Source organism: Sphaerisporangium krabiense, from assembly GCF_014200435.1.
GTDB lineage: Bacteria > Actinomycetota > Actinomycetes > Streptosporangiales > Streptosporangiaceae > Sphaerisporangium > Sphaerisporangium krabiense.
Map to the genome: position 1 here is coordinate 4,566,336 of NZ_JACHBR010000001.1, position 23,203 is coordinate 4,589,538.

A 23,203-nucleotide genomic window follows, 5' to 3' on the forward strand; every position below is an offset into this window, starting at 1 on the left:
GAACATGCGAGAACTGGGAGGCGTCGTCGTGACGGTGCACTTCATCGGGGCGGGGCCGGGAGCGGCCGATCTCATCACCGTGCGCGGGCGCGACCTGATCGCCTCCTCACCGGTGTGCCTGTACGCCGGATCGCTCGTGCCCGAAGAGCTGCTCGACCACGCGCCGCCGCGCGCCCGGCTCGTGGACACCGCGCGCCTGAACCTCGACGAGATCGTGGCCGAGATGCTCGCCGCGCACGCCGACGGCCTGGACGTGGCGCGGCTGCACTCCGGCGACCCCTCGATCTACAGCGCGATGGCCGAGCAGATGCGCAGGCTCGACGCGGCCGGGGTGCCGTACGACGTGACCCCCGGCGTCCCCGCCTTCGCCGCGGCGGCCGCCTCGCTACGCCGGGAGCTCACCGTGCCCGGGGTCGGCCAGACGGTCGTGCTGACCCGCACCTCCGCCCGCGCCACCCCGATGCCGCCCGGCGAGGACCTGCCGTCGCTCGGCCGGAGCCGGTCCACGATGGTGCTGCACCTCGCCGTCCAGCGCGTGGACGCCGTGGTGGAGGAGCTGATCCCGAACTACGGCGCCGACTGCCCGGTGGCCGTGGTCGCCCGCGCCAGCCGCGCCGACGAGGTGATCCTGCGCGGCACGCTGGCCGACATCGCCGGACGGGTGAAGGAGGCCGGGGTACGGCGCACGGCCGTGATCGTCGTCGGCGGCGTGCTCACGGCATCGGAGTTCACCGACAGCCACCTGTACTCGGCGACCCGGAACCGCGGGGAGCACCCCCAGGACTGCGAGGAGCACTCCCGCATGGAGCACTCCCGGGACCGCGTGGAGCACCCCCAGGACCGTGGAGAGCACCTCAGGGACCGCGGGGAGCATCCATGAGCATGAGCTCCGAGAAGACCGCCGGGCCTGGCGGTCCGGCGGCGGGGCCGTACGACTACGTGCGCGACGGTGCGGAGATCTATCGCCGCTCGTTCGCCACCATCCGCGCCGAGGCCGACCTCGTGGGCGTGCCCGAAGACGTCGCGCGGGTGGCCGTACGCATGATCCACGCCTGCGGCATGGTGGACCTCGTCCGGGATCTCGCCTGGTCGCCCGGCGTGGTCGCCGCCGCGCGGGCCGCGCTGCTCGCCGGGGCGCCGATCATGTGCGACGCCACGATGGTCGCCTCGGGCGTGACCAGGTCCCGGCTGCCCGCGGGCAACGAGGTGCTCTGCACGCTGGGCGACCCTCGGGTGCCCGACCTGGCCCGCCGCCTCGGCACCACCCGCAGCGCCGCCGCGCTGGAGCTGTGGCGCGACCGCCTGGCCGGCGCGGTCGTCGCCATCGGCAACGCGCCCACCGCCCTTTTCCGGCTCCTGGAACTGCTCCGTGACGGCGCGGAACGCCCCGCCGCCGTACTCGGCCTCCCGGTCGGTTTCATCGGAGCCGCCGAGTCCAAACAGGCCCTGGCGGAGCACGGCGACCTGCCCTACCTGGTCGTACACGGCCGCCGAGGCGGAAGCGCCCTGGCAGCGGCGGCCGTCAACGCGATCGCAAGCGAGAAAGAGTGAACACCCCGATGAACCCCGAAGCGCAGACCGGCCCTCAGCAGCCCGAGACCCGAGACGGCGTGACCCCAGACGGCGCGATTCGGGATGGCGAGGTCCAGGACGGCGGAGCCCGAGGCAGCGGGGCCCGGGACGGCGTGATCCGGGACGGCGAGGTCGGGGGCCGAAGCGGTCAGGTTCAGGGCGGCGGGGGCCGGGATCGTGAGGTTCGGGATGGCGGGGTCCCGAGTGGCGGGGTCTCAGATGGCGCAGTCCCGCGTGGTGAGGTTCGGGATGGCGGGGTCCCGCGTGGTGAGGTTCGGGATGGCGGGGCTCGGGGTGGCGAGGTGCGGGGGAGAGGGTGGCTGCGGGGGGTGGGGGTGGGGCCTGGGGATCCGGAACTGGTGACCGTGAAGGCCGCACGGCTCATCAGCGACGCCGAGGTGATCGCCTACCACAGCGCACGGCACGGGCGCAGCGTCGCACGGGCCGTCGCCGCGCCGTACCTTCGGGACGGGCAGATCGAGGAGGCCCTCGTCTACCCGGTCACGACCGAGACGACCCGGCACCCGGGCGGATACCAGGGCGCGATCGACGAGTTCTACGAGGACTGCGCCCGCCGCCTCGCCGCCCATCTCGACGCCGGCCGCGACGTGGTCGTGCTCTGCGAAGGCGACCCCTTCTTCTACGGCTCCTACATGCACATGCACAAGCGTCTCGCGCACCGCTACCCGACCGAGGTCGTGCCCGGCGTCACCTCGGTGAGCGCCGCCTCGGCGGTGCTGGGCCGCCCGCTGGTCGAGCGCGAGGAGACCCTGACCGTCCTGCCCGGCACGCTGCCGCCGGACACGCTGGCCGCGCGCATGGCCGACCCCGGCTCGCTGGCGGTGCTCAAACTCGGCCGCACGTTCCCCGCCGTCCGCGACGCGCTGGCCCGTGCCGGCCGCCTCGACGAGGCCTGGTACGTGGAGCGCGCCACCAGCGACCGCCAGCGCATCGCCCCCCTCGCCGACGTGGACCCGACCGAGGTGCCGTACTTCTCCCTCGCCCTCATCCCCAGCAGGGCCGGCGCCTCCTTCCCCACCCCCACCCCGGCGTCGGGCGAGGCGGTATCGCATGGGGCGGGCCAAGGCGAGACGAAGCGGTGTGAGCCGGGGCCGGTCCCGGCCGGGCATGTGAGGCACGGCGAGGGGGAGTGGCGCGGGGCGGCGCCGGGCTCGGGCGAGCGGGCGGGCCAGGGGGATGCGGCGCGGGGGGAAGTGGCCGTCGTAGGGCTTGGGCCTGCGGGGCGGGCGTGGCTGACGCCTGAGGCTCAGGACGTGCTGGCACGCGCCGACGACCTCGTCGGGTACGGCCCGTACCTGGACCGTGTGCCGCCGAACCCGCGCCAGCGGCGGCACCCGTCCGACAACCGCGTGGAGGCCGAGCGCGCCGCCCACGCGCTGGAGCTGGCCAGGGCGGGCTCGCGAGTGGCCGTCGTGTCTTCCGGGGACCCGGGCGTCTTCGCCATGGCCGCGGCGGTGCTGGAGGTGGCGTGCGAGCCACGGTTCGCCGAGGTGCCGGTGCGCGTGGTGCCCGGTCTGACCGCGGCCCAGGCGGTCGCCGCCCGCGCGGGCGCGCCGCTCGGCCACGACTACTGCGTCCTGTCCCTGTCCGACCGGCTCAAGCCCTGGGACGTCATCGCGGCCCGCCTGACCGCCGCCGCCCGCGCGGACCTCGTGATCGCCATCTACAACCCGGCCTCACGCGCCCGCCGCTGGCAGGTGGAAGCGGCACGCGACCTGCTGCTGGAGCACCGCGCCCCGGACACCCCCGTCGTCGTCGGGCGCGACGTCGGCGGCCCCGCCGAGAACGTCCACGTCACGACCCTGAACAAGCTGGACGTCAACGGCATCGACATGCGCTGCCTACTCCTGATCGGCTCCTCGATGACCCGCCACACCACCCGAACCAGCGGCCCCACCGTCTACACCCCTCGTCGCTACCCGGCAGAGTGAATGCGTCCCCGTTCGTCGCTTGCGGCCCTTTTGTGCGGCGTGCGCTGTTGGCGCAGGTGACGGGTGGGACCGCGGAGCTAGCCACGACAGCGGGGCATGGGAAGGGTGCGTGAAGGGGTCTCGACGCGCGTGATTGGGACGTCGCCGTTTCGTCGGGGAACTGGATGACGATGCGGGGTCGACCCGAGCGTTCACAGCAGGGTGTGCAGCCAGGTGAGCGCAGCTTCCACGGTTTCGGCCACGTGGCAGGCCGGTAGGGGTGGGCGGTGTACGACGACGACCGGCAGGCCGAGAGTCCGGGCGGCGGCTAGCTTGGCTACCGTCATTGTCCCGCCGCTGTCCTTGGTGACCAGGACGTCGATCCGGTGTTCGCGCATCAGCGAGCGTTCGCCGTCCGGTGTGTACGGTCCGCGGTCCAGGATGAGGTGGTGGTGGGCGGGCAGCGGAGGCTCGGGCGGGTCCACCGTGCGGATCAGGAACCACAGGGCGTCCAGGCCCGCGAACACGGGCAGGCCCTGGCGTCCGGTCGTGAGGAACACCCTGCGTCCCAGGGAGGGCAGGGACGCGGCGGCGTCCTCCAGCGACCGCGCCCAGCGCCAGTCGTCCCCCTCCTCCGGGCGCCATCCCGGACGCCTGAGCACCAGCAACGGGACCCCGGCCAGCTCCGTGGCCCGCACGGCGGAGGCGGTGATCCGCTCGGCGAAGGGGTGCGTGGCGTCGACCACCGCACGTATGCGCTGGTCACGAAGCCATACGGCCATCCGGTCCGGGCCGCCGAACCCGCCGACGCGCACCTCGCCCTCCGGCAGCCGTGGGTCGTTCACCCGGCCGGCCAGCGACGAGACCACGCGGATCTCGGGACGTCCCGCGAGCGCCGCCGCGAGCCGCCGCGCCTCGCCCGTGCCGCCGAGTATCAGTACCCCCGCACTCACCGAGCCTCCCTGTGATGCCTCTCGCGCCACGAACACGAAGCTCCGTCAGCGCGCGTCCCGGGCCGCGGTGACGGCGGCGGCGACGTCCTCGATGGCCGTCGCGCGCACGCTCCCACCCCCGGCCTCGACCCGGTACCCGTCCCCGGTGGCCACCACCAGCACGGCGTCCCCACTCGGCCGCCCGCACCGACGCTCACAGCCCACCCAGTGCACGGGCAGCGGCACGCCCGACGGACCGGCGGCTGCTTGGAGGGCGGCGCGGGCGGGGCCGCTCTGAGGAGTGACGCGGGCGGTGTCCCCCAGAAGGGCGGCCCGGGCGGTGGTGGCTTGGCCGGTGGCCTGGGTGGCGTCGGTCTGGACGTCGGAGAGGGACTTCTCGCATCCTGGTCGCCCGGCGCAGGACGACACGCCGCTCCACGGGGAACGCGGGTCGGTGACCAGCCCGGCCTCCTCCGACCGTGAGCGCCATCGTTCCGCGTCCTCAGGGGTCAGTCCGGGCACGATCACGCCGCGCCACGGCGTCAGCCGTACCTCACCAGGCCCCGCCTCGGCCGCCGCCGCCAGTACGGCCGTCTGCGCGGCCGTCAGCCGTCCGAGCGGCGGCATCACGACGAGGGCCACCCGTCCGTCGGCCTGCGGCATCGGCCCGAGCAGCACGGCGCCCGGCTCCGCGGGGATGGCGACCTCGCCCGCGACCGCGGCACGACCAGGCGCCGTAGGCCGAGAAGGGGCGTGGAGGCGCGTGGTGATCGCTTCGGGCCCGTCGGCCAGTTCCGCGATGCGCCAGGCGGTGGAACCCCGCGCCGCGCGCTCGGTGAGGAACGCCTCGGCGGCGTCGATCATGAGCGCCACGGCCTCGCGCGGCCCCGCCCGCAGGCCGGTGTCCCGCCCGGCCAGCAGAACCGCGCCCTGGACGGGCACGACCGGCTCGCAAGGCTCAGGGGATGCGGGGGGCGGCAAGGGGATGTAGGTGATGTCGGCCGGGAGGTGGGCGACGTCGCCGCGGCCGTCGTCGAGGGCGAACAGGAAGCGGCCGGGCAGGTCGGACAGGGCGGGGCGGGAGAGGAGCATGGCGTCCAGTTCGCGGACCAGCGGGGCGATCTCCAGGAGTCCGCGCCCGTCCAGGCCGGCCAAGGGAGAGGCCAGGATGTTGCGCACCCGTTCGTGCGTGGCCGAAGGGAGGAGGCCGGCGGCGGCCATCCGTTCGGCGAACCGTGCCGCCGCCGGTCCGGTCAGTCCGCGTACCTGCACGTTCGCCCGCGAGGTCAGCTCGATGACCCCCGAGCCGAGGTCGGCCGCCGCCGCGCCGAGCTCGCGCAGCCGTCCGGCCGTGAGCAGCCCTCCGGGGACGCGGACCCGTGCCACGGCGCCGTCCGCCGCGGCATGCGTCTGCAGAGCGCCGGGACAGGCGTCCCGCCGCGCCCGCTCGGGAAAGTCCACGACCGCCACGCCGAGGATCGTAACCCCAGGCCCGAGCCCTCAGACCAGTGCGTCCCCTTCAGACAGCCGGTGGGATCTGGGCATCCGGCGTGAGGGCGCGGCCGTGCGGGCACTGGTCGGATCCTTCGGTCGAAGGGGTACCTCTCTCCCCATGGGCGGTGGGGGCGTGATCTGATAGGGGCGACGGCGATGCGGAGGAAGCCGGTGTGAGTCCGGCGCGGTCCCGCCACTGTTACCGGGGAGTCGACCCCACCTGAAGGCCACGGCCCGGAGACGGGCGGGAAGGCCGGGGTGAAGCGCTGATCCGGGAGCCAGGAGACTCCGAGCCGTGTATGGACCCGCTACCCGGGGCGCGGACCCCGAGTGAGGAAACGTGCCGTGCGCGAACTCCCTGTCCTGCTGCTGTCGACCTCTGACACCGACCTGCTCAGCGCACGCGCGAGCGGTCTGCCGTACCGGCTCGGCAACCCCGCCCGGCTGGCGCCCGGCGACCTTCCCCCGCTGCTGGAGGACGCCGGCCTCGTGGTGGTCCGCCTGCTCGGTGGCCGGCGCGTCTGGGAGGAGGGGCTGGACGCCGTGCTGGCCGGTCCCCGCCCGGTCGTGGTGCTCGGCGGCGAGCAGGCCCCTGACGCCGAGCTGATGGAGCTGTCCACGGTGCCGGGCGGCGTGTGCGCGGAGGCGCACGCCTACCTGGCCCACGGCGGCCCGGCGAACCTCGCGGAGCTGCACCGCTTCCTGTCCGACACCGTCCTGCTGACCGGCCACGGCTTCGCGCCGCCCGCGCCGACCCCGAGCTGGGGCGTCCTGGACCGCCCGCGGTCCTCGGAGACACAGGGGGCAGGGGCGCGGGCCGTGGAGGGGCAGGGGCGGCCTGTGGTGGGGGTGCTCTACTACCGGGCGCATCACGTCGCGGGGAACACGCGGTTCGTCGAGGTGCTGTGTGACGCGGTGGAGGAGGCCGGGGGGCGGGCGTTGCCCGTGTACTGCGCCTCGCTGCGGGCGGCCGAGCCGGGTCTGCTGGAGGCGCTCGCCCAGGTGGACGCGCTGGTGGTGACCGTGCTCGCGGCGGGAGGCACGCGGCCCGCGACCGCGTCGGCGGGCGGCGACGACGAGGCGTGGGACGTGGGCGCGCTGGCGAGGCTGGACGTGCCCGTCCTGCAAGGCCTGTGCCTCACGGGGGACCGCGCGACGTGGCTGGCGAGCGACGACGGCCTGTCGCCGCTGGACGCCGCCTCGCAGGTGGCCATCCCGGAGTTCGACGGGCGGATCATCACCGTCCCCTTCTCGTTCAAGGAGGTCGACGCCGACGGCCTGCCCGTCTACGTGGCCGACCCGGAGCGCGCGGCCAGGGTCGCGGGCATCGCCGTCCGCCACGCCGCGCTCCGGCACGTGCCCCCGTCCGCCAGGCGGGTCGCCGTGATGCTGTCGGCGTACCCGACCAAGCACGCCCGCATCGGCAACGCGGTGGGTCTCGACACGCCCGCCAGCGTCGTACGGCTGATGGCCGCGATGCGGGACCAGGGGTACGACATCGGGGCCGACGGCGAGATCCCGGGCGTGGCCGAGGGGGACGGCGACGCGCTGATCCACGCGCTCATCGCCGCGGGCGGCCAGGACCAGGACTGGCTGACCGAGGAGCAGCTCGCCGGCAACCCCGTCCGCGTCTCGGCGGCCCGCTACGGCGCCTGGTACGCCACCCTCCCCGAGGACCTGCGGGCCCGCATGGAGCGGCACTGGGGCCCGCCGCCGGGCGAGCTGTTCGTCGACCGTTCCCGCGACCCGGAGGGCGAGATCGTGCTGGCCGCGCTGCGCGCCGGCAACGTCGTGGTGATGGTGCAGCCGCCGCGCGGGTTCGGCGAGAACCCCATCGCGATCTACCACGATCCGGACCTGCCGCCGAGCCACCACTTCCTGGCCGCCTACCGCTGGCTGCGCGACGGTTTCGGCGCGCACGCCGTCGTCCACGTCGGCAAGCACGGCAACCTGGAGTGGCTCCCGGGCAAGTCGGCCGGCATGTCCGCCTCCTGCGGCACCGACGCCGCGCTCGGCGACCTGCCGCTGATCTACCCCTTCCTGGTCAACGACCCGGGCGAGGGCACGCAGGCCAAGCGCCGCGCCCACGCCGTGCTGGTGGACCATCTCGTGCCGCCGATGGCCCGCGCGGACGGCTACGGCGACATGGCGCGCCTGGAGCAGCTCCTGGACGAGCACGCCTCGATCGCCGCGATGGACCCGGCCAAGCTGCCCGCGATCCGCGCCCAGATCTGGACGCTGATCCAGGCGGCGCGCCTGGACCACGACCTCGGGGTGGCGGACCGGCCGCACGACGCCGAGTTCGACGACTTCCTGCTGCACGTGGACGGGTGGCTGTGCGAGGTCAAGGACGTGCAGATCCGCGACGGGCTGCACGTGCTCGGCCAGGCCCCCGAGGGACGCGCCCGCGTGGACCTCGTGCTGGCCATGCTGCGCGCCCGGCAGATGTGGGCGGGCGGCACCGCCGTGCCGGGCCTGCGCGAGGCGCTCGGCCTGACCGAGGACGGCGCCGCGGGGCGCGCCGAGACCGACCGGGCCGAGGGTCTGGCGGCGGCGCTGGTCGAGGGCATGGAGGAGCGCGGCTGGGATCCGGCGGCGGTGGAAGAGGTGCGCGCGTCCGTCCTCGGCGCCACGGAGGGGACGGAGGCCGTGGCGCGGGTGCTGGAGTTCGCGGCCGCCGAGATCGTGCCGCGGCTGGCGAGGACGGCCGACGAGATCGGGGCGGTGCTGCACGCCCTGGACGGCGGGTACGTCCCGGCGGGGCCCAGCGGGTCGCCGTTGCGCGGCCTGGTCAACGTGCTGCCGACCGGCAGGAACTTCTACTCGGTGGACCCGAAGGCGGTGCCGAGCCGGCTCGCGTGGGAGACCGGGCAGGCGATGGCCGACTCGCTGCTCGCGCGCTACCGCGCCGACACCGGCGAGTGGCCCCGCTCGGTCGGCCTGTCGATCTGGGGGACCAGCGCCATGCGGACCGCGGGGGACGACGTGGGGGAGGTGCTGGCGCTGCTCGGCGTCCGCCCGGTGTGGGACGAGGCGTCCCGGCGGGTCACGGGCCTTGAGGCCGTGCCCGCCGCCGAGCTCGGCCGTCCCCGCGTGGACGTGACCGTTCGCATCAGCGGGTTCTTCCGCGACGCGTTCCCGCACGTCGTGGCCATGCTGGACGACGCCGTCCGGCTCGCGGCCGCGCAGGAGGAGCCGGACGAGCTGAACTACGTGCGCGCGCACGTGCGGGCCGACCGGGCCGCGCACGGCGACGAGCGGCGCGCCACCACGCGGATCTTCGGCTCCCGCCCGGGCGCGTACGGGGCGGGGCTGCTGCCGCTCATCGACAGCCGCAACTGGCGCGACGACGCCGACCTGGCCGAGGTGTACGCGGTGTGGGGCGGCTTCGCGTACGGCAGGGACATGGACGGCGTCCCGGCGCGCCCGGACATGGAGGCCGCCTACCGGCGCATCGCGGTGGCCGCGAAGAACGTCGACACGCGCGAGCACGACATCGCCGACTCCGACGACTACTTCCAGTACCACGGCGGCATGATCGCCACGGTCCGCGCCCTGACCGGCCGCGCGCCCGCCGCGTACGTCGGCGACAGCACCCGCCCGGACGCGGTGCGCACCCGCACCCTGTCGGAGGAGACGGCGCGGATCTTCCGGGCCCGGGTGGTGAACCCGCGCTGGGTGGCGGCGATGCGGCGGCACGGGTACAAGGGGGCGTTCGAGCTGGCGGCGACGGTGGACTACCTGTTCGGCTACGACGCGACGACGGGCGTGGTGGCCGACTGGATGTACGACAGGCTCGCGGCGGTGTACGTGCTGGACGCGGAGAACCAGGCGTTCCTCGCCGCGTCCAACCCGTGGGCCCTGCACGGCATCGCCGAGCGCCTGCTGGAGGCGGCGAACAGGAACATGTGGGAACACCCGGACCCGGAAATCCTGCGGGCCCTCCAGGAGGTCTATCTGAAGGCCGAGGGCGACATCGAGAGCGGGGGGTGAACCGCGTCGCGCGGTTCTCTTCCCCGGGGAAAGGCATGTGCGTGGAAATAGCGGCGAGGGCGAGATGGTTTCGCCGTCAACTTTCTCGGTGCCGACTTGTGAATGCGCGAATATCTGCATTCCACCGCATTTCCTCGTAATCCCGCGGCCCATCGGCATTCGGGGTATTCGGCGCCGCCTCCGGCCGCTCCTCCTTCGCGGAGCGGAGCCCGTGCCCCGTGGCAGGAGGGGCGGGCGGTGAAGTTCCGCCGGGCGGGGAAGGATCGTTGTCGGGGGCGTGATGACGAGGACTCCGATCGCCGACTACGCGTTGCTGTCCGACCGCCATTCGGCCGCGCTGGTCTCGCGGCACGGTTCGGTGGACTGGTTGTGCCTGCCGCGGTTCGACAGCCCGTCGGTGTTCGGCGCGATCCTGGACGACTCGGCCGGCCGCTGGTCCATCCGCCCGCCGGGCACGCGGAAGGTGTCGCGGCGGTACCTGGACGGCACGATGGTGCTGGAGACGACGTTCGAGACCGCGACCGGCACGCTGGTGCTGACCGACGCCATGGTCGTCGGCGAGCACCCGGACGTGCACCGGCTCGGCGCGAGCGCGCCCCACGTGCTCGCCCGCCGGGCCGCCTGCACGCGCGGCGCCGTCCGCGTGGAGCTGCGTTACGCCCCGCGATCCGAGTACGGCCAGGTCGTGCCGCTGCTGTGCGAGATCCCCGGCGGCGTGAACTCCCGGGGCGGGCCCGACCGGCTGACGATGTCCACACCGGTCGCCCTCGATCTGGCGGGGCACGAGGCCGCGGCGACGGTCGCGATGGAGGAGGGCGCCCGCCTGTGCTTCGCGCTGCAGCGCAGCGACGCCTGCGCCGAGGCGCCGCCCGTCTGGGACCAGGCGCGGATCACCGAGGCGATCGAGACCACGGCGCGGGCCTGGCGGCGCTGGGCCGAGGCACACCAGCGCTACGACGGCCCCTACCGCGACATGGTGGCCCTGTCCGGGCGAGTCCTGCACGCGCTGAGCTACCAGCCGACCGGCGCGATCGTGGCCGCGCCGACCACCTCGCTGCCGGAGAGCCCGGAGGGCGAGCGCAACTGGGACTACCGCTTCTCCTGGATCCGGGACGCCAGCTTCACGATGGAGGCCCTGTGGGTCGCGGCCTGCCCGGACGAGGCGGGCGACTTCCTGAACTTCATGACCACCGCCGCCGCGAGCTACGAGCCGCAGGGCGCTCTGCAGATCATGTTCGGCGTCGGCTGCGAGCACGACCTGACCGAGCGTGAGCTGCCCCACCTGCGCGGATGGCAGGACAGCAGGCCGGTGCGCGTCGGCAACGCGGCGTGGAGGCAGCCCCAGGTCGACGTCTACGGCGAGCTGCTGGCCGCCGTCCACCTGCTGTCGGACCAGATCGGGCCCCTGGACCGGGAGAGCCGCGCCTTCCTGGTCTCCTTGGCGGACGCCGCCGCGGGCCAGTGGCGCGAGCCCGACCACGGCATCTGGGAGATCAGGGGAGACCCCCGCCACTACCTGTACTCCAAGCTGATGTGCTGGGTGGCCCTGGACCGCGCCCTGGACCTCGCCCCCCGGCTGGACGCCGCCGAACGCACGGGTCCCTGGCGGACGGCGCGCGAGGAGGTGCGGGAGGCGATCCTGCGGCAGGGCTGGGACGAGGGCATGGGCGCGTACACGCAGGCGTTCGGCTCGTCGGTGCTGGACGCGTCCGCGCTGATGATGCCGATCGTCGGCTTCGCCCCGGCGCACGACCCGCGCGTCCGGGCCACCATCGGCGCGATCGCCGAGCACCTGACCGACGAGGACGGCCTCGTGTACCGCTACCGGGCCGCCGACGGGCTGGCGGGCGAGGAAGGGCCGTTCCTGATGTGCACGTTCTGGCTGGCCCACGCGCAGGCCCTGGCCGGGTGGCGGGACCGGGCGCGCGAGACCTTCGCGCGGGCGGCGGCGTTCGCCAACGACGTGGGGCTGATGTCGGAGGAGGTCTGCCCGCGGACCCGCCAGCTCCTCGGCAACTTCCCCCAGGCGTTCAGCCACATCGGCCTGGTCAACGCCGCGTGGGCCATCGACCAGGCCGAGCGGGAGGCGCGGGGCGGCCACAGGAAGCGCCTCGACCTGTGACCCCGCGACGGGTGATCGCGCCGCCGCATCGGGTGCGATCACGCGGAGCGCTTGGTGGATTCGCGATACTTCCCCGGTATTACACCGGATTCCGTAACCCGTGAACACGGGAGTGAATCAGGCGCGAAGATGGGCCGCATGATGCGGAGGGAGACGCCGTGGGGTGCTTGGGACCCCGCGTCGCTTTCGGAAGCGGCCGCGATGTTCTCGACCTTGCGCACCCCGTGGTGGATCGCCGGCGGATACGCCATCGAGCTCGCGGTGGGACGTACGTTCCGTGATCATTCGGACATCGACGTGTTGCTGCTCCGGCGCGACCAGCTCACCGCCCACAAGGCGCTGCCCTCCTGGGAGCTGTGGGCGGCCGACCCGCCCGGCGTCCTGCGGCCCTGGTCGGCGGCGGAGATCCTTCCGGGGACGGTCCACGACATCTGGTGCCGCCCGGGGCCCGTCGATCCCTGGCGGATCCAGGTCATGCTGGACGAGTCGGACGGCCGCGACTGGATCTCCCGCCGCGACGCGCGCGTGCGCATGCCGATCGGCGAGGCCGGCCGCGTCTCCCCGGAGGGCGTCCCGTACCTGGCGCCCGAGATCCAGCTCTTCTACAAGGCGAAACGGCCGCGCGCCAAGGACGAGCAGGACTTCGGCGAGACCCTGCCGGTGCTCGCCCCGGACCGGCGGCGCTGGCTGGCCGAGGCCATCTCCCTCGCCTACGGCGACCATCCCTGGCTGGCCCGGCTGCGCGGGTGAGCGGTCATGCGCCGAGGTCGATGGCCCGCACGCCCGAGTAGGTCGTGTAGGACGTGATCGTCCGCGGCGTGCGCAGGCCGGGGTTGGCGAGGAAGAGGTGCCGCAGCCGCGAGAAGGGCCCGCCCCGGCTCTCGGCCTCGGCCACGCCGTCGAGCAGCCGCGTGTCGGTCTCGTCCAGGTGCAGGCGCTCGGAGAGGTTCCAGCCGTCCCAGGGCAGCACCTCCACCTTGTTGAGCGCCGCCAGGTCCCGCACGACGTTGCCCTGGACCAGGTCCACGCCCGACAGGCCGACGACCGACACCCCGAACGCGTCCGGGTCGGCCCGTCCCTCCCGGCAGGCGCGCCAGGCGTCGCCCGCGACCAGGAAGCGGTCGCGGGGCACGTCCGCCGGGTCGAAGGAGATCGCGAAGGCCTCCATGACCTGCGGGTCGGGAAGCTGGGCGTCCACCAGCGTCCATCCCTTGTCACGGTCCCAGTACTCGGTCACCCAGTGGTCCTCGTAGCGGCCAGGGACCAGGTACGCCGCGAAGCCGCAGCGGACGCGCGCGGGCGTGCCGGTGGTGCGCAGCAGGGAGCACAGGACCAGCGCGAAGTCCCGGCAGGTGCCGGCGAACCGCCGCCCGGGCGCGCGGGGGGTCGTCAGCGGCCGGTCGTCCAGCTCGGTGACGATCCGCAGGATCGCGGAGACGTAGCGCGTCTCGGCCTCGTTCCTGCGGTGCTCCGGCACCGTGAACCCGAACAGCCACCCCTCTTCCCTGTGGACGAGCAGGTCGCGGACCAGCCGTGCCAGCGCCGCCGGCTCGGTGGGAATGCCGTCCAGCCTTGACAGGTCGCCGGGGTCGCTGAAAACGCTGTGGGAGAGATAAAAGGCCGGCTCATCCGCTTCGAGAGCGCGCGCGTCGGTCATGGTTCGCCTTCCCTCGCCAGGTGCACCGTCACGGACCGGCCTTAGCTTGACGGTAATTAATGGAGAATGTCCACTATTTCACTGACGGTTGCGAAATTCTGCGGGGAGATCGGGGTGGCCGAACCTGCTATATGTGCTGGTGGTCATGGTGAGCGGTCAGGGGCGTTCCGGGGAGGAGGCGGCGTGATCGTTGCGGTGCGTGGGGCCGTGCGGGTCGGCGCAGTGCGCGTCGGCACGCCCGATCGTGAGCAGCTCCGGCGTCGCGTGGTCCACCTGCAGCGTGGTGTGGCCGATGCCGTACTCGTCGTGGACCAGCCGCTCGGCGGCGATCCGCACGCCGTGACAGTCGGCCCCCGGCTCGACCAGGATGTGCGCCGACAGCGCGGCGTACCCGGAGGTCACCTCCCAGATGTGCAGGTCGTGGACCTCGACGACGTGTTCGAGCGACGCGGCCTTCCTGCCGATCTCGGCGGGGTTCATGCCCGCGGGCGCGGCCTCCATGAACACCCGGCCCGACTCGCGGACCAGGCCCCAGCCCGCCTTGAGCATCAGCGCGGCCACGACGAGGGCGGCGATGGCGTCGGCCCTGGCCCAGCCGGTGGTCCAGATGATGATTCCGGCCACGGTCGTGGCCACGAACGCGTACAGGTCGTTCAGGATGTGCTGGAAGGCGCCCTCGACGTTCAGGCTGGACCTGTTGGCCTTGTTGAGCAGCATCGTCGCCCCCACGTTGACGGCGATGCCGGCGAGCCCGGTGAAGACGACGTACACGCCCTCCACCTCGGGCGGGGAGATCAGCCGGACGACGCCCTCGTACACGAAGTAGGCGGCGAGCAGCAGCAGCGTGATGCCGTTGATCTGGGCCGAGATGATCTCGGCGCGTTTGAGGCCGTAGGTGAAGCCGCCCCGCGGGGGACGCTGGGCGATCCGCATCGCGACGAGCGCGAACACGATCGCGATCGCGTCGGTCAGCATGTGGCCGGCGTCGGAGATCAGCGCCAGCGAGCCCGCGATGAAGCCGATGACCACCTCGACGGCCATGAAGGCCACGATCAGCGCGAGCGCGCCGCTCAGATAGCGCCGGTCGGAGTCGGCGCCGAACCCGTGCCCGTGGCCGTGGCCGTGTCCCTGCCCGTGGCCGTGTCCGTGCCCCTGTCCCTCCTCCTGCATGGGCCCCTGTCCGTTCTCCTGCTCTGGCTTTCGCCCGCGGCCCTTGGCCCCGGAGTGCCCGGCCCGGTCAGCCATCGCCACCCTCCTTCTCGGTGTGCCTGGCGTGCGTGATCGCCAGGTCGAAGAGCATGCGGACGTGGGAGTCGGCGAGCTGGTAGTACGCCATGCGTCCTGACCTGCGTACCTTGACCACCCGGTGCATGCGCAGCAGCCGCAGCGCGTGCGAGGCCCCGGACATGCTCTGCCCGGTGGCGGCGGCGAGGTCGCACACGCACATCTCACCGCCCTCCAACAGGGCGGCCATCATGCGCAACCGGCCGGGGTCGGCGAGCAGGCCGAAGACCTCCGCCAGGTCCTGCACGGTCTCGTCGGAGGGCAGGGACTCGCGGACGGACGTCACGCGGTCGGCGTCCACGACCGGGGTGGTACAGGCGTCGGGGTTCATCACTACGACATTTGCACGATCCTTCATATATCGAAGTGTAGGAATCGGGCGGCTCGTTGTCGACCTCCGGGCACGGAAGCCGTGCCGCACCGCCTCACGCGGTACGGCACGGGACACGGCCGTGGCTCACAAGGGCGTGAAGGCCCCCGTCTCCGGCTGGAAGTTGGACACGACCCCGGTGTCGACGTCGTAGAACCAGCCGTGCAGGCGCAGCCGCCCGCTCGCGACGCGGCGCGCCACCCGCGGGTAGCGGCGGAGCTTGTCGAGCTGGGCGATCAGGTGTCCGCGGCCCGGCTCCTCGCCGCCGCTCACGCGCGCCTCGCGCCAGCGGTGGGTCTGCAGCAGCCACCAGCGCGTGGTGGGCGCCGAGCGCAGCGTCCAGGAGCGGACCCTGCCCTGGACGGCGCCGCAGCGGGTGTGGCCGCACACGACGAGGTCGCGCACGCCGAGGATGTTCACGGCGTACTCGATGGTGGCGGCCTCGGCGGTCAGCCGGCCGAGCCGGTAGGGCGGGATGATGTTCCCGGCCGTGCGCAGCTCGAACAGCTCGCCCGGCCGCGCCCCGGTGATCAGGGACGGGATGACGTGGGCATCGGAGCAGGTGATGAACATCGCCTGCGGTGAGATGCCGTCCTTGAGGGGGGCCGCCTGTTCTCGCCCGCCGCTGACCTTGCGGTGGAACATGCGGGCATGGTCGATCAACGACTGCATGGAGAGCACTCCTTCGTGCTGATGACGGGACGGGCAGGGGGAGACCGGCCGGACGGCCCGAGGCGCGTCCGGCCCCCGCGCGGCGCGGGAGGCCCGCCGATCAGCAGCGGAAGACGGGCAGCCGCGGCCCTGTCGGCCGCGCCCTCCGCAGGGCGAAGGCGCCCGCTCCGGACGTCCCCGCCAGAGACGCCGTCTCGGCGACGGCTCTCGCTCTCTGCGGTGGGGGTCCGCCGTTGCGAGACGGCGGTGGGGGAGACTTGTGCCAGCCCGCGGCGCCCGGCTGTTCCCACGGCTTCGGACACCCGTCGTGGTCGGTGTCCTCGGGAACGGAGGCGGGGGACGGCACGGGGGCCGTCTGCGGAGGCGCCTGCGCGGCGAGCGTGAACGGCTCGGACCGGGACACGGGCGAGCCGGGGGCCTCGGGGCCGGGGGCGACGCCGTGGACGAGCAGGACGGCGGCGGTCACGGCCATCAAAGCGCGCAGAACCGCCGTCATCGCAGATCGTCGCTCCGTCAACGCATCGCCCCACTACTTATAGCATGCAGTTGATTACGAATAGTAGTCGAAGGGTCGTGTCACGTACATTGGCTGTTTGGCAAAGGTGCTGGTCACGCTATGGATATGGGAGATCGGCGCGGCGGACACGGTTTCGTGTCCGATGTTTCCGTTAATGCGGCTTTTTGATCGCGGGCCGGCACCCGCGGGTCATCCGTTGTTGTGCCCGGCTTCACCGAGCGTCCTTAGCGTTGCGGCCATGAGAAAAACCATGATCGGGCTGGGCGCCCTCGTGCTGGCGCTGAGCATGACCGCTCCCGTCTTCGCCGACCAGGGCGGCGACGGCCGTGACCAGCAGGGCGAGCACGGCGGGCACGGCGGCGGCTCCTTCGGCCGCGCCACCCTGACCGGCTTCGCCTCTCTCCCCGCCGAGACCTACGTGCCCGGCAGCGAGCCCTCCGGCGGCCAGATAGGCACCGCCCCGATCAACGGAATCACCCCGCCGTTCCCCGGCCAGCCCGTCCAGGGCTTCAGCGGTGTCCTGCGCCGCCGCGACGGCACCTACGACGTGCTGTCCGACAACGGCTACGGCGCCAAGGCCAACAGCGCCGACTTCCTGCTGCGCGTCCAGCGCCTGGCGCCCGACCTACGCACCGGCAAGGTGCGCGTCGTCGGCGGCGTCGACCTCACCGACCCCAAGGGCCGGGTCCCCTTCGCGCTCACCCGCGCCGACAGGAAGCTGACCGGCGCGGACTTCGACGTCGAGTCGATCGTCGCGGGCGACGACGGCACCTACTGGATCGGCGACGAGTTCGGCCCGTTCCTGCTCCACTTCTCCGCCACGGGCGTCCTGCTGGAGGCGCCGATCCCGCTGCCCGGCGTCAAGGCCCCGGAGAACCCCGGCCTCGACGGGGCGCAGCCGAACCTCGGCAGCAGCAAGGGCTTCGAGGGCATGGCCCGCTCGGTGGACGGCCGCACGCTCTACCCGATGCTCGAAGGCACCGTCGCCGGCGACCCGGCGGGCACGCTGCGGATCAACGAGTTCGACCTGCGCGCCCGCTCCTACACCGGCCGCCGCTGGACCTACCAGCTGGAGGACCCGGCCAACTCCATCGGCGACCTCATCACGGTGGACCGCCACCGCTTCCTGGTCATCGAGCGCGACAACCTGCAGGGCGACGCCGCCAGGACCAAGAAGGTCTACCTCATCGACGTCCGCGACCGCGACCGGGACGGCAAGGCCGACAAGACCCAGGTCGCCGACCTGCTCGACCTGGCGAACCCGCGCGGCCTCGGCGGGTTCGGCCCGACATTCCGGTTCCCGTTCCAGACGATCGAGGACATCGTGCTCCTCGACGACCGCACGATCGCCCTGCTGAACGACAACAACTTCCCCTTCTCCAACGGCCGCACCCCCGGCCGCCCCGACCCCAACGAGTTCATCACCGTCCGCCTGACCCGCCCCCTGAACGCCGACCTGCCCCACCACGACTGACTCGTGTGGGCGCGCCGGTGCTCTGACCGACGAAGGAGGAACGAGCCCTTCCGAGTGAGGAGGGAAGAGCACCGGCTAAGGGGCGCTATCACGCCGCGGCGCCGGAGGCGACGCCATAGGCGCAGTAGAGGTCACGCGGGTCCACTCGATGCGGCACTGGGCGGCGTTGCCTCCGGCGGTGCCCGTCACCCAGTGGGTGACCTGAGGGCTTTCACGGCTGTCCTGCACCACCCACGTGGCCCCGGTGTCGGCGCCGTCCCGGTAGAGGCGGGCCACGCCGGAGGAGCCCACCGTGACCCGCCACGTGGCCGGCGCGGCGGCCGTGGCCGTGGCGTGCACCCGCTCCCACACCCGCGAGCCCTTGCGCATGCTCCAGACCCCGCCCCTCTGGACCGCCAGCATGAGCCGCCGGTGCCCGTTGGCGACCTTCGCGCCCAGGCTGACGCCCTCGCCGCCGTCGGGGTCGAGCGCGCTGTCGTCGTCCACCCGCCCGCGGAACTCCAGGGTGAAATCGCAGCCGAGGGCCACGTCGAGCCCGGTGGAGGCGCTGGAGCCCCGGGCGCCGGCGCTGCGCAGGCGCAGCGTCCCTCCCACGACCTCGGCGGCGCCGCCCGTGCCGTTGAGCGTCCAGCCCGCGAAGGAGTCCCAGGAGCTCGCGGCGAGGACGTCCACGACCTCCAGGTCCTCCACCAGGGCCCCGGCGGGCCGCGCCGCCGTGCCCGAGCACCAGACCGACACCTGGGGCGACTCGCGGGACGCCGCGACCACCCAGCGGGCCGGGGTCTCCGCGCCGTCGCGGTACAGGACGGCCTCGCCCGCCGCGCCGACCGTCACCTGCCAGGTGTGGAACGCGGTGGCGTCGATCTCCGTGGCGTGGACCCGGGTCCAGCCGGGCGTCCCCTGGGCGAACGAGTACACCCCGTCGGCCTGGAGGGCGAGCATGAGCCGCCTGGTCCCGGTGGCGACCTTCAGCGCCGTTCCCGCGCCCGCCCCCGTGGCCGGGTCCAGCGCCCCGTGGGCGGTGACCCGGGCCTTGATCGACGCGGCGAACGCGCCGGTGGGGCCGTACGGCTGCGAGACGCCGGAGAAGCCGGGCCCGGGGCCGGGGGCGGCGTTGGCCAGGCGCAGGCCGCCGGAGCCGTCCGCCTCGGCGGTGCCGCCGCCGGGGGTGACCGTCCAGGCGGACAGGTCGCCGAAGCCGCCGCCGACGCCCGTGAACGACGCGCCGACGTCGAGCGAGGCGACCATGATGTCGGTCTGGTTGTGCTCCCACGCCACGAAGAACCGGCCAGGGGCGTACTCGTCGGCACTCGCGTACACGTCCCACCCGCGGGCCGCGCCGCTGGTCAGGCGCGCGCCGTCGGCGAAGAGCCGTCCCGGCCCCCAGGGCGCGCCCGGCCGCTTGATCTTGTAGCAGAGGACCTCGCGGTACTGGTCCGGCTTGCTCGCGCTCGACCCCGTGAAGGGCCCGGCCATCGTGTTGTAGATCGCCAGGTAGGCGCCCGAGGATGCCCTGGTGAGAAGGCCCTTGACGTAATAGTTGGGGATGTCCGGGTCGAACGTCACCGGTGACCAGGTCAGGCCGCCGTCACCGCTCGTGCACGTGACCGCGTGCACGGCGTGGGTGCGGTAGTAGGCGTCCCGCTGGGCGGGGGAGGACCCGCCCCTGAGGTCGAGCGGGCGGGCCATCATGACCAGCACGCCGGGGTCGTCGTGCGAGACGACGACCTGCGGCTCCTCGATCGAGCCGACGCCGGGCGGGTTGGCGGTCAGCGCGCCCGGCCGCCAGGTGGTCAGGTCCGTCGAACGCAGCACGCCCGCGCGGTTGGCCCCGCCGGAGGACCGCCAGAACGGCAGCACCCACACCCCCTGGTGCTTGATCGGCTTGCCGGCGAGCACGACGCCCCGGCTGTTCGCCGGCACCTCGACCGTGACCGGGACGTCGGCCCACGTGCGGCCCGCGTCGGTGCTCCGCTTGGCGACCATGGTGACGGGGAAGCCGTCGACGTCGCCCTCACGGTTGCGGTCGGCGGCGACGGTGATGCGGCCGAGCAGGGCGTACAGGGTTCCGGCGTCGTTGAGGAAGATCACGTAGTGGTAGCGGTGCGTGGCGGTCGCCGCGGCGAGCGTGCCGTTCGTCCAGGTGGCGCCGCCGTCGGTGGAGCGCGCGACCAGGATGGACCCCTGGTCGGTCGCGGTCGGGTCCCGCGCGTCCCGCAGGCCCGCGCGCCAGGCGACGACCAGGGTGCGCGGGTCGAGCGCCACGATGTCGGGGACCCGGTTGCCCTCGTGGGCCAGCTCGCCGCCCGCGGCGGTGCCGACCTTGGAGTACACGACGACGGGACGGCCGACCGCCGCTCCCACGACGTCGGCCTCCGGCCACGATCGGACGGATTGAGGGGTGTCGCCGGCGCTCATGCCTAGAGCCAACACGACCGCCGGGGCCCGGCGCGCGCGGTCCGCCGCGCGTTAACCGGCTGTTCACGGTGATCCGGGGGGATCCGTCCGGTCTTGGGATCGCAGGCGCCTGAGGGACGCTGGGGGATCGGTAAGGATGGAGACGTGCAGCTACGCCCGATCACCCATGAGGCGCTCGTCGAGGAACTGGCCGACCGCGTCGCGGGCGCGCCCGGCCGGACGCGCGTGGCGCTGGACGGCGCGCCGGCGGCCCGGCCGGAGGCGCTCGCGGACGCGCTGGTCGGGCCGCTGCGCCTGCGGGGGCGCGAGGTCGTGCGGGTGTCCGCCTCCGACTTCCTGCGCCCGGCCTCGCTGCGCTTCGAGTACGGCCGCACCAACCCGGACGCCTTCTACGAGGACTGGCTGGACCAGGGGGCGCTCGCCCGCGAGGTGCTCGGCCCGCTGGAGCCGGGCGGGTCCGGCAAGATCCTGCCGACCCTCTGGAACAGCGCGACCGACCGGGCCACCCGCGCCCCGTACGTCACCGTCCCGCAGCACGGCGTCCTGATCATGGACGGCGTGCTCCTGCTCGGCCGCGGGCTGCCCTTCGACCTCGCCGTGCACCTGTGGCTCACGCCGGGCGCGCTCGCCCGCCGCACGCCCGAGGACCGGCGCTGGACCCTGCCCGCCTACGCCCGGTACGAGGAGGAGACCGGGCCGCGTGAGCTCGCCGACGTGGTCGTCCGCGTCGACGATCCCCGGCATCCGGCGATCGTCGTCGGCTGACCACCGGAGCCCGGCCGGGCATACATGAGACCTCGCATGCCGTTTGACCTGGTAAGACGCTTTTCTCCGGATGAGACGTGGGGTCGGCGAGATGTGCGGAATCTGCGGATGGGTGGGCTACGACAGGGACCTGACCGAGTCACGGGACACGCTGCGCGGCATGACGGAGCAGATGGCCTGCCGGGGCCCCGACGACGAGGGCATGTGGCTCTCGCCACACGGCGCCGTCGGCCACCGGCGGCTGGCGATCATCGACATCGAGGGCGGACGCCAGCCCATGATCGCCGAGGAGGACGGCAGGGAACTGGTCGTGCTCACCTACAGCGGCGAGGTCTACAACTTCACGGAACTGCGCGAGGAGCTCGAGGAACTGGGCCACCGCTTCCGCACGCGCAGCGACACCGAGGTCGTCCTGCGGGCCTACCTGGAATGGGGCCCCGGGTTCGCCGCCCGGCTGAACGGCATGTACGCCCTCGGCATCTGGGACACCCGCACCGAGGAGATGCTGCTGGTCCGCGACCGGATGGGCATCAAGCCGCTCTACTACTACCCGACCCTCGACGGCGTGCTGTTCGGCTCCGAGCCCAAGGCCATCCTCGCCAACCCGCTGTGCCGCCCGGCCGTCGACGCCGACGGCCTGCGTGAGCTGCTGTCCTTCGTCAAGACGCCGGAGAACGGCATCTACCAGGGCATGTACGAGGTGCGCCCCGGCTCGGTCGTCACCGTCGGACGCCACGGCGTGGCCAAGGAACGGTACTGGCGGCTGGAGTCCCACGAGCACACCGACGACGTGGAGACGACCGTCGCCACCGTCAGAGGGCTGCTGGACGACATCGTCGAGCGCCAGCTCATCTCCGACGTCCCGCTGTGCACGCTGCTGTCCGGCGGCCTGGACTCCAGCGCGGTCACCGCGCTCGCCGCCAACGCCCTGTACCGGTACGAAGAGGGCAAGCTGCGCTCGTTCGCCGTCGACTTCGTCGGCTACGCCGAGAACTTCAGCCCCGACGAGATGCGCGACACCCCCGACACGCCGTACGTCCACGACCTGGTACGGCACCTGGACGAGCTCGGCGTCGAGCACGCCGACATCATCTTGGACTCCGGGGACCTCATGGACCCCGAGGTGCGCTCGGCCGTGCTGCGGGCGCGGGACATGCCCACGGGCATCGGCGACATGGACAGCTCCCTCTACCTGCTGTTCAAGGCCATCCGCGGCCACTCGACCGTCGCGCTGTCCGGCGAGTCCGCCGACGAGGTGTTCGGCGGCTACCGCTGGTTCCACGACCCCAAGGCCGTGCACGCCGGCACGTTCCCCTGGCTGGTGGAGGGCAGCGGGCACCGCTTCACCGCGCTGGAGGACGTGCTGAGGCCGGATCTGGCCCGCGAGCTGGACGTCCCCGGCTACCGCGCCGCGCGCTACCGCCAAGCGCTGGACGAGGTGCCCCGCCTGCCCGGCGAGACCGGGCTGGAGGCGCGGATGCGCGAGATCAGCTACCTGCACCTCACCCGGTTCGTCCAGATCCTGCTGGACCGCAAGGACCGGATGAGCATGGCCGTGGGCCTGGAGGTCCGCGTCCCGTTCTGCGACCACCGGCTGGTGGAGTACGTGTTCAACGCGCCCTGGGCGATGAAGACCTTCGACGGGCGGGAGAAGAGCCTGCTGCGCGCGGCCGTGCGGGACGTGCTGCCCGCCTCGGTGCTGGAGCGCCGCAAGAGCCCCTACCCCTCGACGCAGGACCCCGCCTACGAGAAGGGCCTGCGCGACCGGACCGCCCGCGTCCTGTCCGGCCACGTGGCCGCCGAGCCGCTCGTGGACGTGGGCAGGATCCGCGCCATGCTGGAGGCGCCGCAGGACGAGGTCAGCCGGCACGACGTGCGCGGGGCCCTGGAGGGGTTCCTGCAGTTCAACGCCTGGCTGGAGCGGTACCGCGTGCGGGTGGACGTCTAGGGATCCTGGAGCACCAGGCCGCTCGCGGCCGGTCGGTTTCCGTCAGGCGGCCGG

Annotated in this window: 17 protein-coding genes and 1 riboswitch; of the genes, 9 read left to right on the forward strand and 8 right to left on the reverse strand. The window is 73.3% G+C overall.

From position 1 onward, the window contains the following. The first annotated feature begins 4 nt into the window (after positions 1–4). The 3 genes from cobM to BJ981_RS20225 all read left to right on the forward strand — a co-directional run bounded on the left by cobM (position 5) and on the right by BJ981_RS20225 (position 3,524). Positions 5–880: a precorrin-4 C(11)-methyltransferase gene (cobM, locus tag BJ981_RS20215; protein WP_221314736.1), complete on the forward strand. Its 876-nt coding sequence runs from the start codon at positions 5–7 to the stop codon at positions 878–880. Between the two features lie 2 nt (positions 881–882). After that, a complete protein-coding gene (locus tag BJ981_RS20220; RefSeq protein ID WP_184616262.1) occupies positions 883–1,551 on the forward strand; it encodes a precorrin-8X methylmutase in 669 nt (222 codons plus the stop codon). Positions 1,552–1,874: 323 nt separating this feature from the next. After that, positions 1,875–3,524: a precorrin-2 C(20)-methyltransferase gene (locus BJ981_RS20225; RefSeq protein WP_184612866.1), complete on the forward strand. Its 1,650-nt coding sequence runs from the start codon at positions 1,875–1,877 to the stop codon at positions 3,522–3,524. 191 nt (positions 3,525–3,715) lie between these two features. Here the strand turns inward: BJ981_RS20225 and BJ981_RS20230 are convergent, their stop codons facing one another. Both BJ981_RS20230 and BJ981_RS20235 read right to left on the reverse strand, forming a co-directional pair. Continuing rightward, complete coding sequence (locus tag BJ981_RS20230; RefSeq protein WP_184612867.1) at positions 3,716–4,456, reverse strand: cobalt-precorrin-6A reductase; 741 nt, start codon at positions 4,454–4,456, stop codon at positions 3,716–3,718. A gap of 45 nt (positions 4,457–4,501) precedes the next feature. Continuing rightward, complete coding sequence (locus BJ981_RS20235; RefSeq protein WP_184612868.1) at positions 4,502–5,905, reverse strand: ferredoxin-like domain-containing protein; 1,404 nt, start codon at positions 5,903–5,905, stop codon at positions 4,502–4,504. Between the two features lie 185 nt (positions 5,906–6,090). Next, a riboswitch (cobalamin riboswitch) is annotated at positions 6,091–6,218 on the forward strand. Between the two features lie 56 nt (positions 6,219–6,274). On the opposite strand from BJ981_RS20235, the gene cobN reads away from it, so the two are divergent. From cobN to BJ981_RS20250, 3 genes are all read left to right on the forward strand, one after another. Next, complete coding sequence (gene cobN / locus BJ981_RS20240) at positions 6,275–9,922, forward strand: cobaltochelatase subunit CobN (protein WP_204070678.1); 3,648 nt, start codon at positions 6,275–6,277, stop codon at positions 9,920–9,922. A gap of 280 nt (positions 9,923–10,202) precedes the next feature. Then, complete coding sequence (locus BJ981_RS20245; RefSeq protein ID WP_184616264.1) at positions 10,203–12,044, forward strand: glycoside hydrolase family 15 protein; 1,842 nt, start codon at positions 10,203–10,205, stop codon at positions 12,042–12,044. A 201-nt stretch (positions 12,045–12,245) separates the two neighbouring features. Then, positions 12,246–12,794, forward strand: a complete 549-nt coding sequence (locus BJ981_RS20250) for a nucleotidyltransferase domain-containing protein (protein ID WP_239139690.1) — start codon at positions 12,246–12,248, stop codon at positions 12,792–12,794. A gap of 4 nt (positions 12,795–12,798) precedes the next feature. Here BJ981_RS20250 and BJ981_RS20255 read toward each other — a convergent pair whose 3' ends face one another. The 5 genes from BJ981_RS20255 to BJ981_RS20275 all read right to left on the reverse strand — a co-directional run bounded on the left by BJ981_RS20255 (position 12,799) and on the right by BJ981_RS20275 (position 16,523). After that, complete coding sequence (locus BJ981_RS20255; RefSeq protein WP_184612870.1) at positions 12,799–13,701, reverse strand: transglutaminase-like domain-containing protein; 903 nt, start codon at positions 13,699–13,701, stop codon at positions 12,799–12,801. Between the two features lie 156 nt (positions 13,702–13,857). Next, entirely contained in the window at positions 13,858–14,946 is a 1,089-nt protein-coding gene (locus BJ981_RS20260; RefSeq protein WP_239139691.1) for a cation diffusion facilitator family transporter, read from the reverse strand. Beyond that, on the reverse strand, positions 14,939–15,343 hold the full coding sequence (locus BJ981_RS20265) for an ArsR/SmtB family transcription factor (RefSeq protein ID WP_239139692.1): 405 nt from the start codon (positions 15,341–15,343) through the stop codon (positions 14,939–14,941). The genes BJ981_RS20260 and BJ981_RS20265 overlap by 8 nt, the downstream gene beginning before the upstream one ends. 99 nt (positions 15,344–15,442) lie before the next feature. After that, a complete protein-coding gene (locus tag BJ981_RS20270; RefSeq protein ID WP_184612871.1) occupies positions 15,443–16,027 on the reverse strand; it encodes a carbonic anhydrase in 585 nt (194 codons plus the stop codon). A 100-nt stretch (positions 16,028–16,127) separates the two neighbouring features. Then, complete coding sequence (locus tag BJ981_RS20275) at positions 16,128–16,523, reverse strand: hypothetical protein (RefSeq protein ID WP_184612872.1); 396 nt, start codon at positions 16,521–16,523, stop codon at positions 16,128–16,130. Between the two features lie 259 nt (positions 16,524–16,782). On the opposite strand from BJ981_RS20275, the gene BJ981_RS20280 reads away from it, so the two are divergent. Further along, entirely contained in the window at positions 16,783–18,018 is a 1,236-nt protein-coding gene (locus tag BJ981_RS20280; protein ID WP_239139693.1) for an esterase-like activity of phytase family protein, read from the forward strand. A gap of 75 nt (positions 18,019–18,093) precedes the next feature. Here BJ981_RS20280 and BJ981_RS20285 read toward each other — a convergent pair whose 3' ends face one another. Further along, positions 18,094–20,436: a sialidase family protein gene (locus tag BJ981_RS20285; protein ID WP_184612873.1), complete on the reverse strand. Its 2,343-nt coding sequence runs from the start codon at positions 20,434–20,436 to the stop codon at positions 18,094–18,096. A gap of 144 nt (positions 20,437–20,580) precedes the next feature. Between BJ981_RS20285 and BJ981_RS20290 the strand changes: the two genes are divergently transcribed. Together BJ981_RS20290 and asnB are read left to right on the forward strand one after the other, a co-directional pair. After that, positions 20,581–21,201, forward strand: coding sequence for a nucleoside/nucleotide kinase family protein (locus tag BJ981_RS20290; protein WP_184612874.1), 621 nt, complete (start codon positions 20,581–20,583; stop codon positions 21,199–21,201). Between the two features lie 91 nt (positions 21,202–21,292). Beyond that, a complete protein-coding gene (asnB, locus tag BJ981_RS20295) occupies positions 21,293–23,149 on the forward strand; it encodes an asparagine synthase (glutamine-hydrolyzing) (RefSeq protein WP_184616268.1) in 1,857 nt (618 codons plus the stop codon). Positions 23,150–23,203 lie beyond the last annotated feature (54 nt).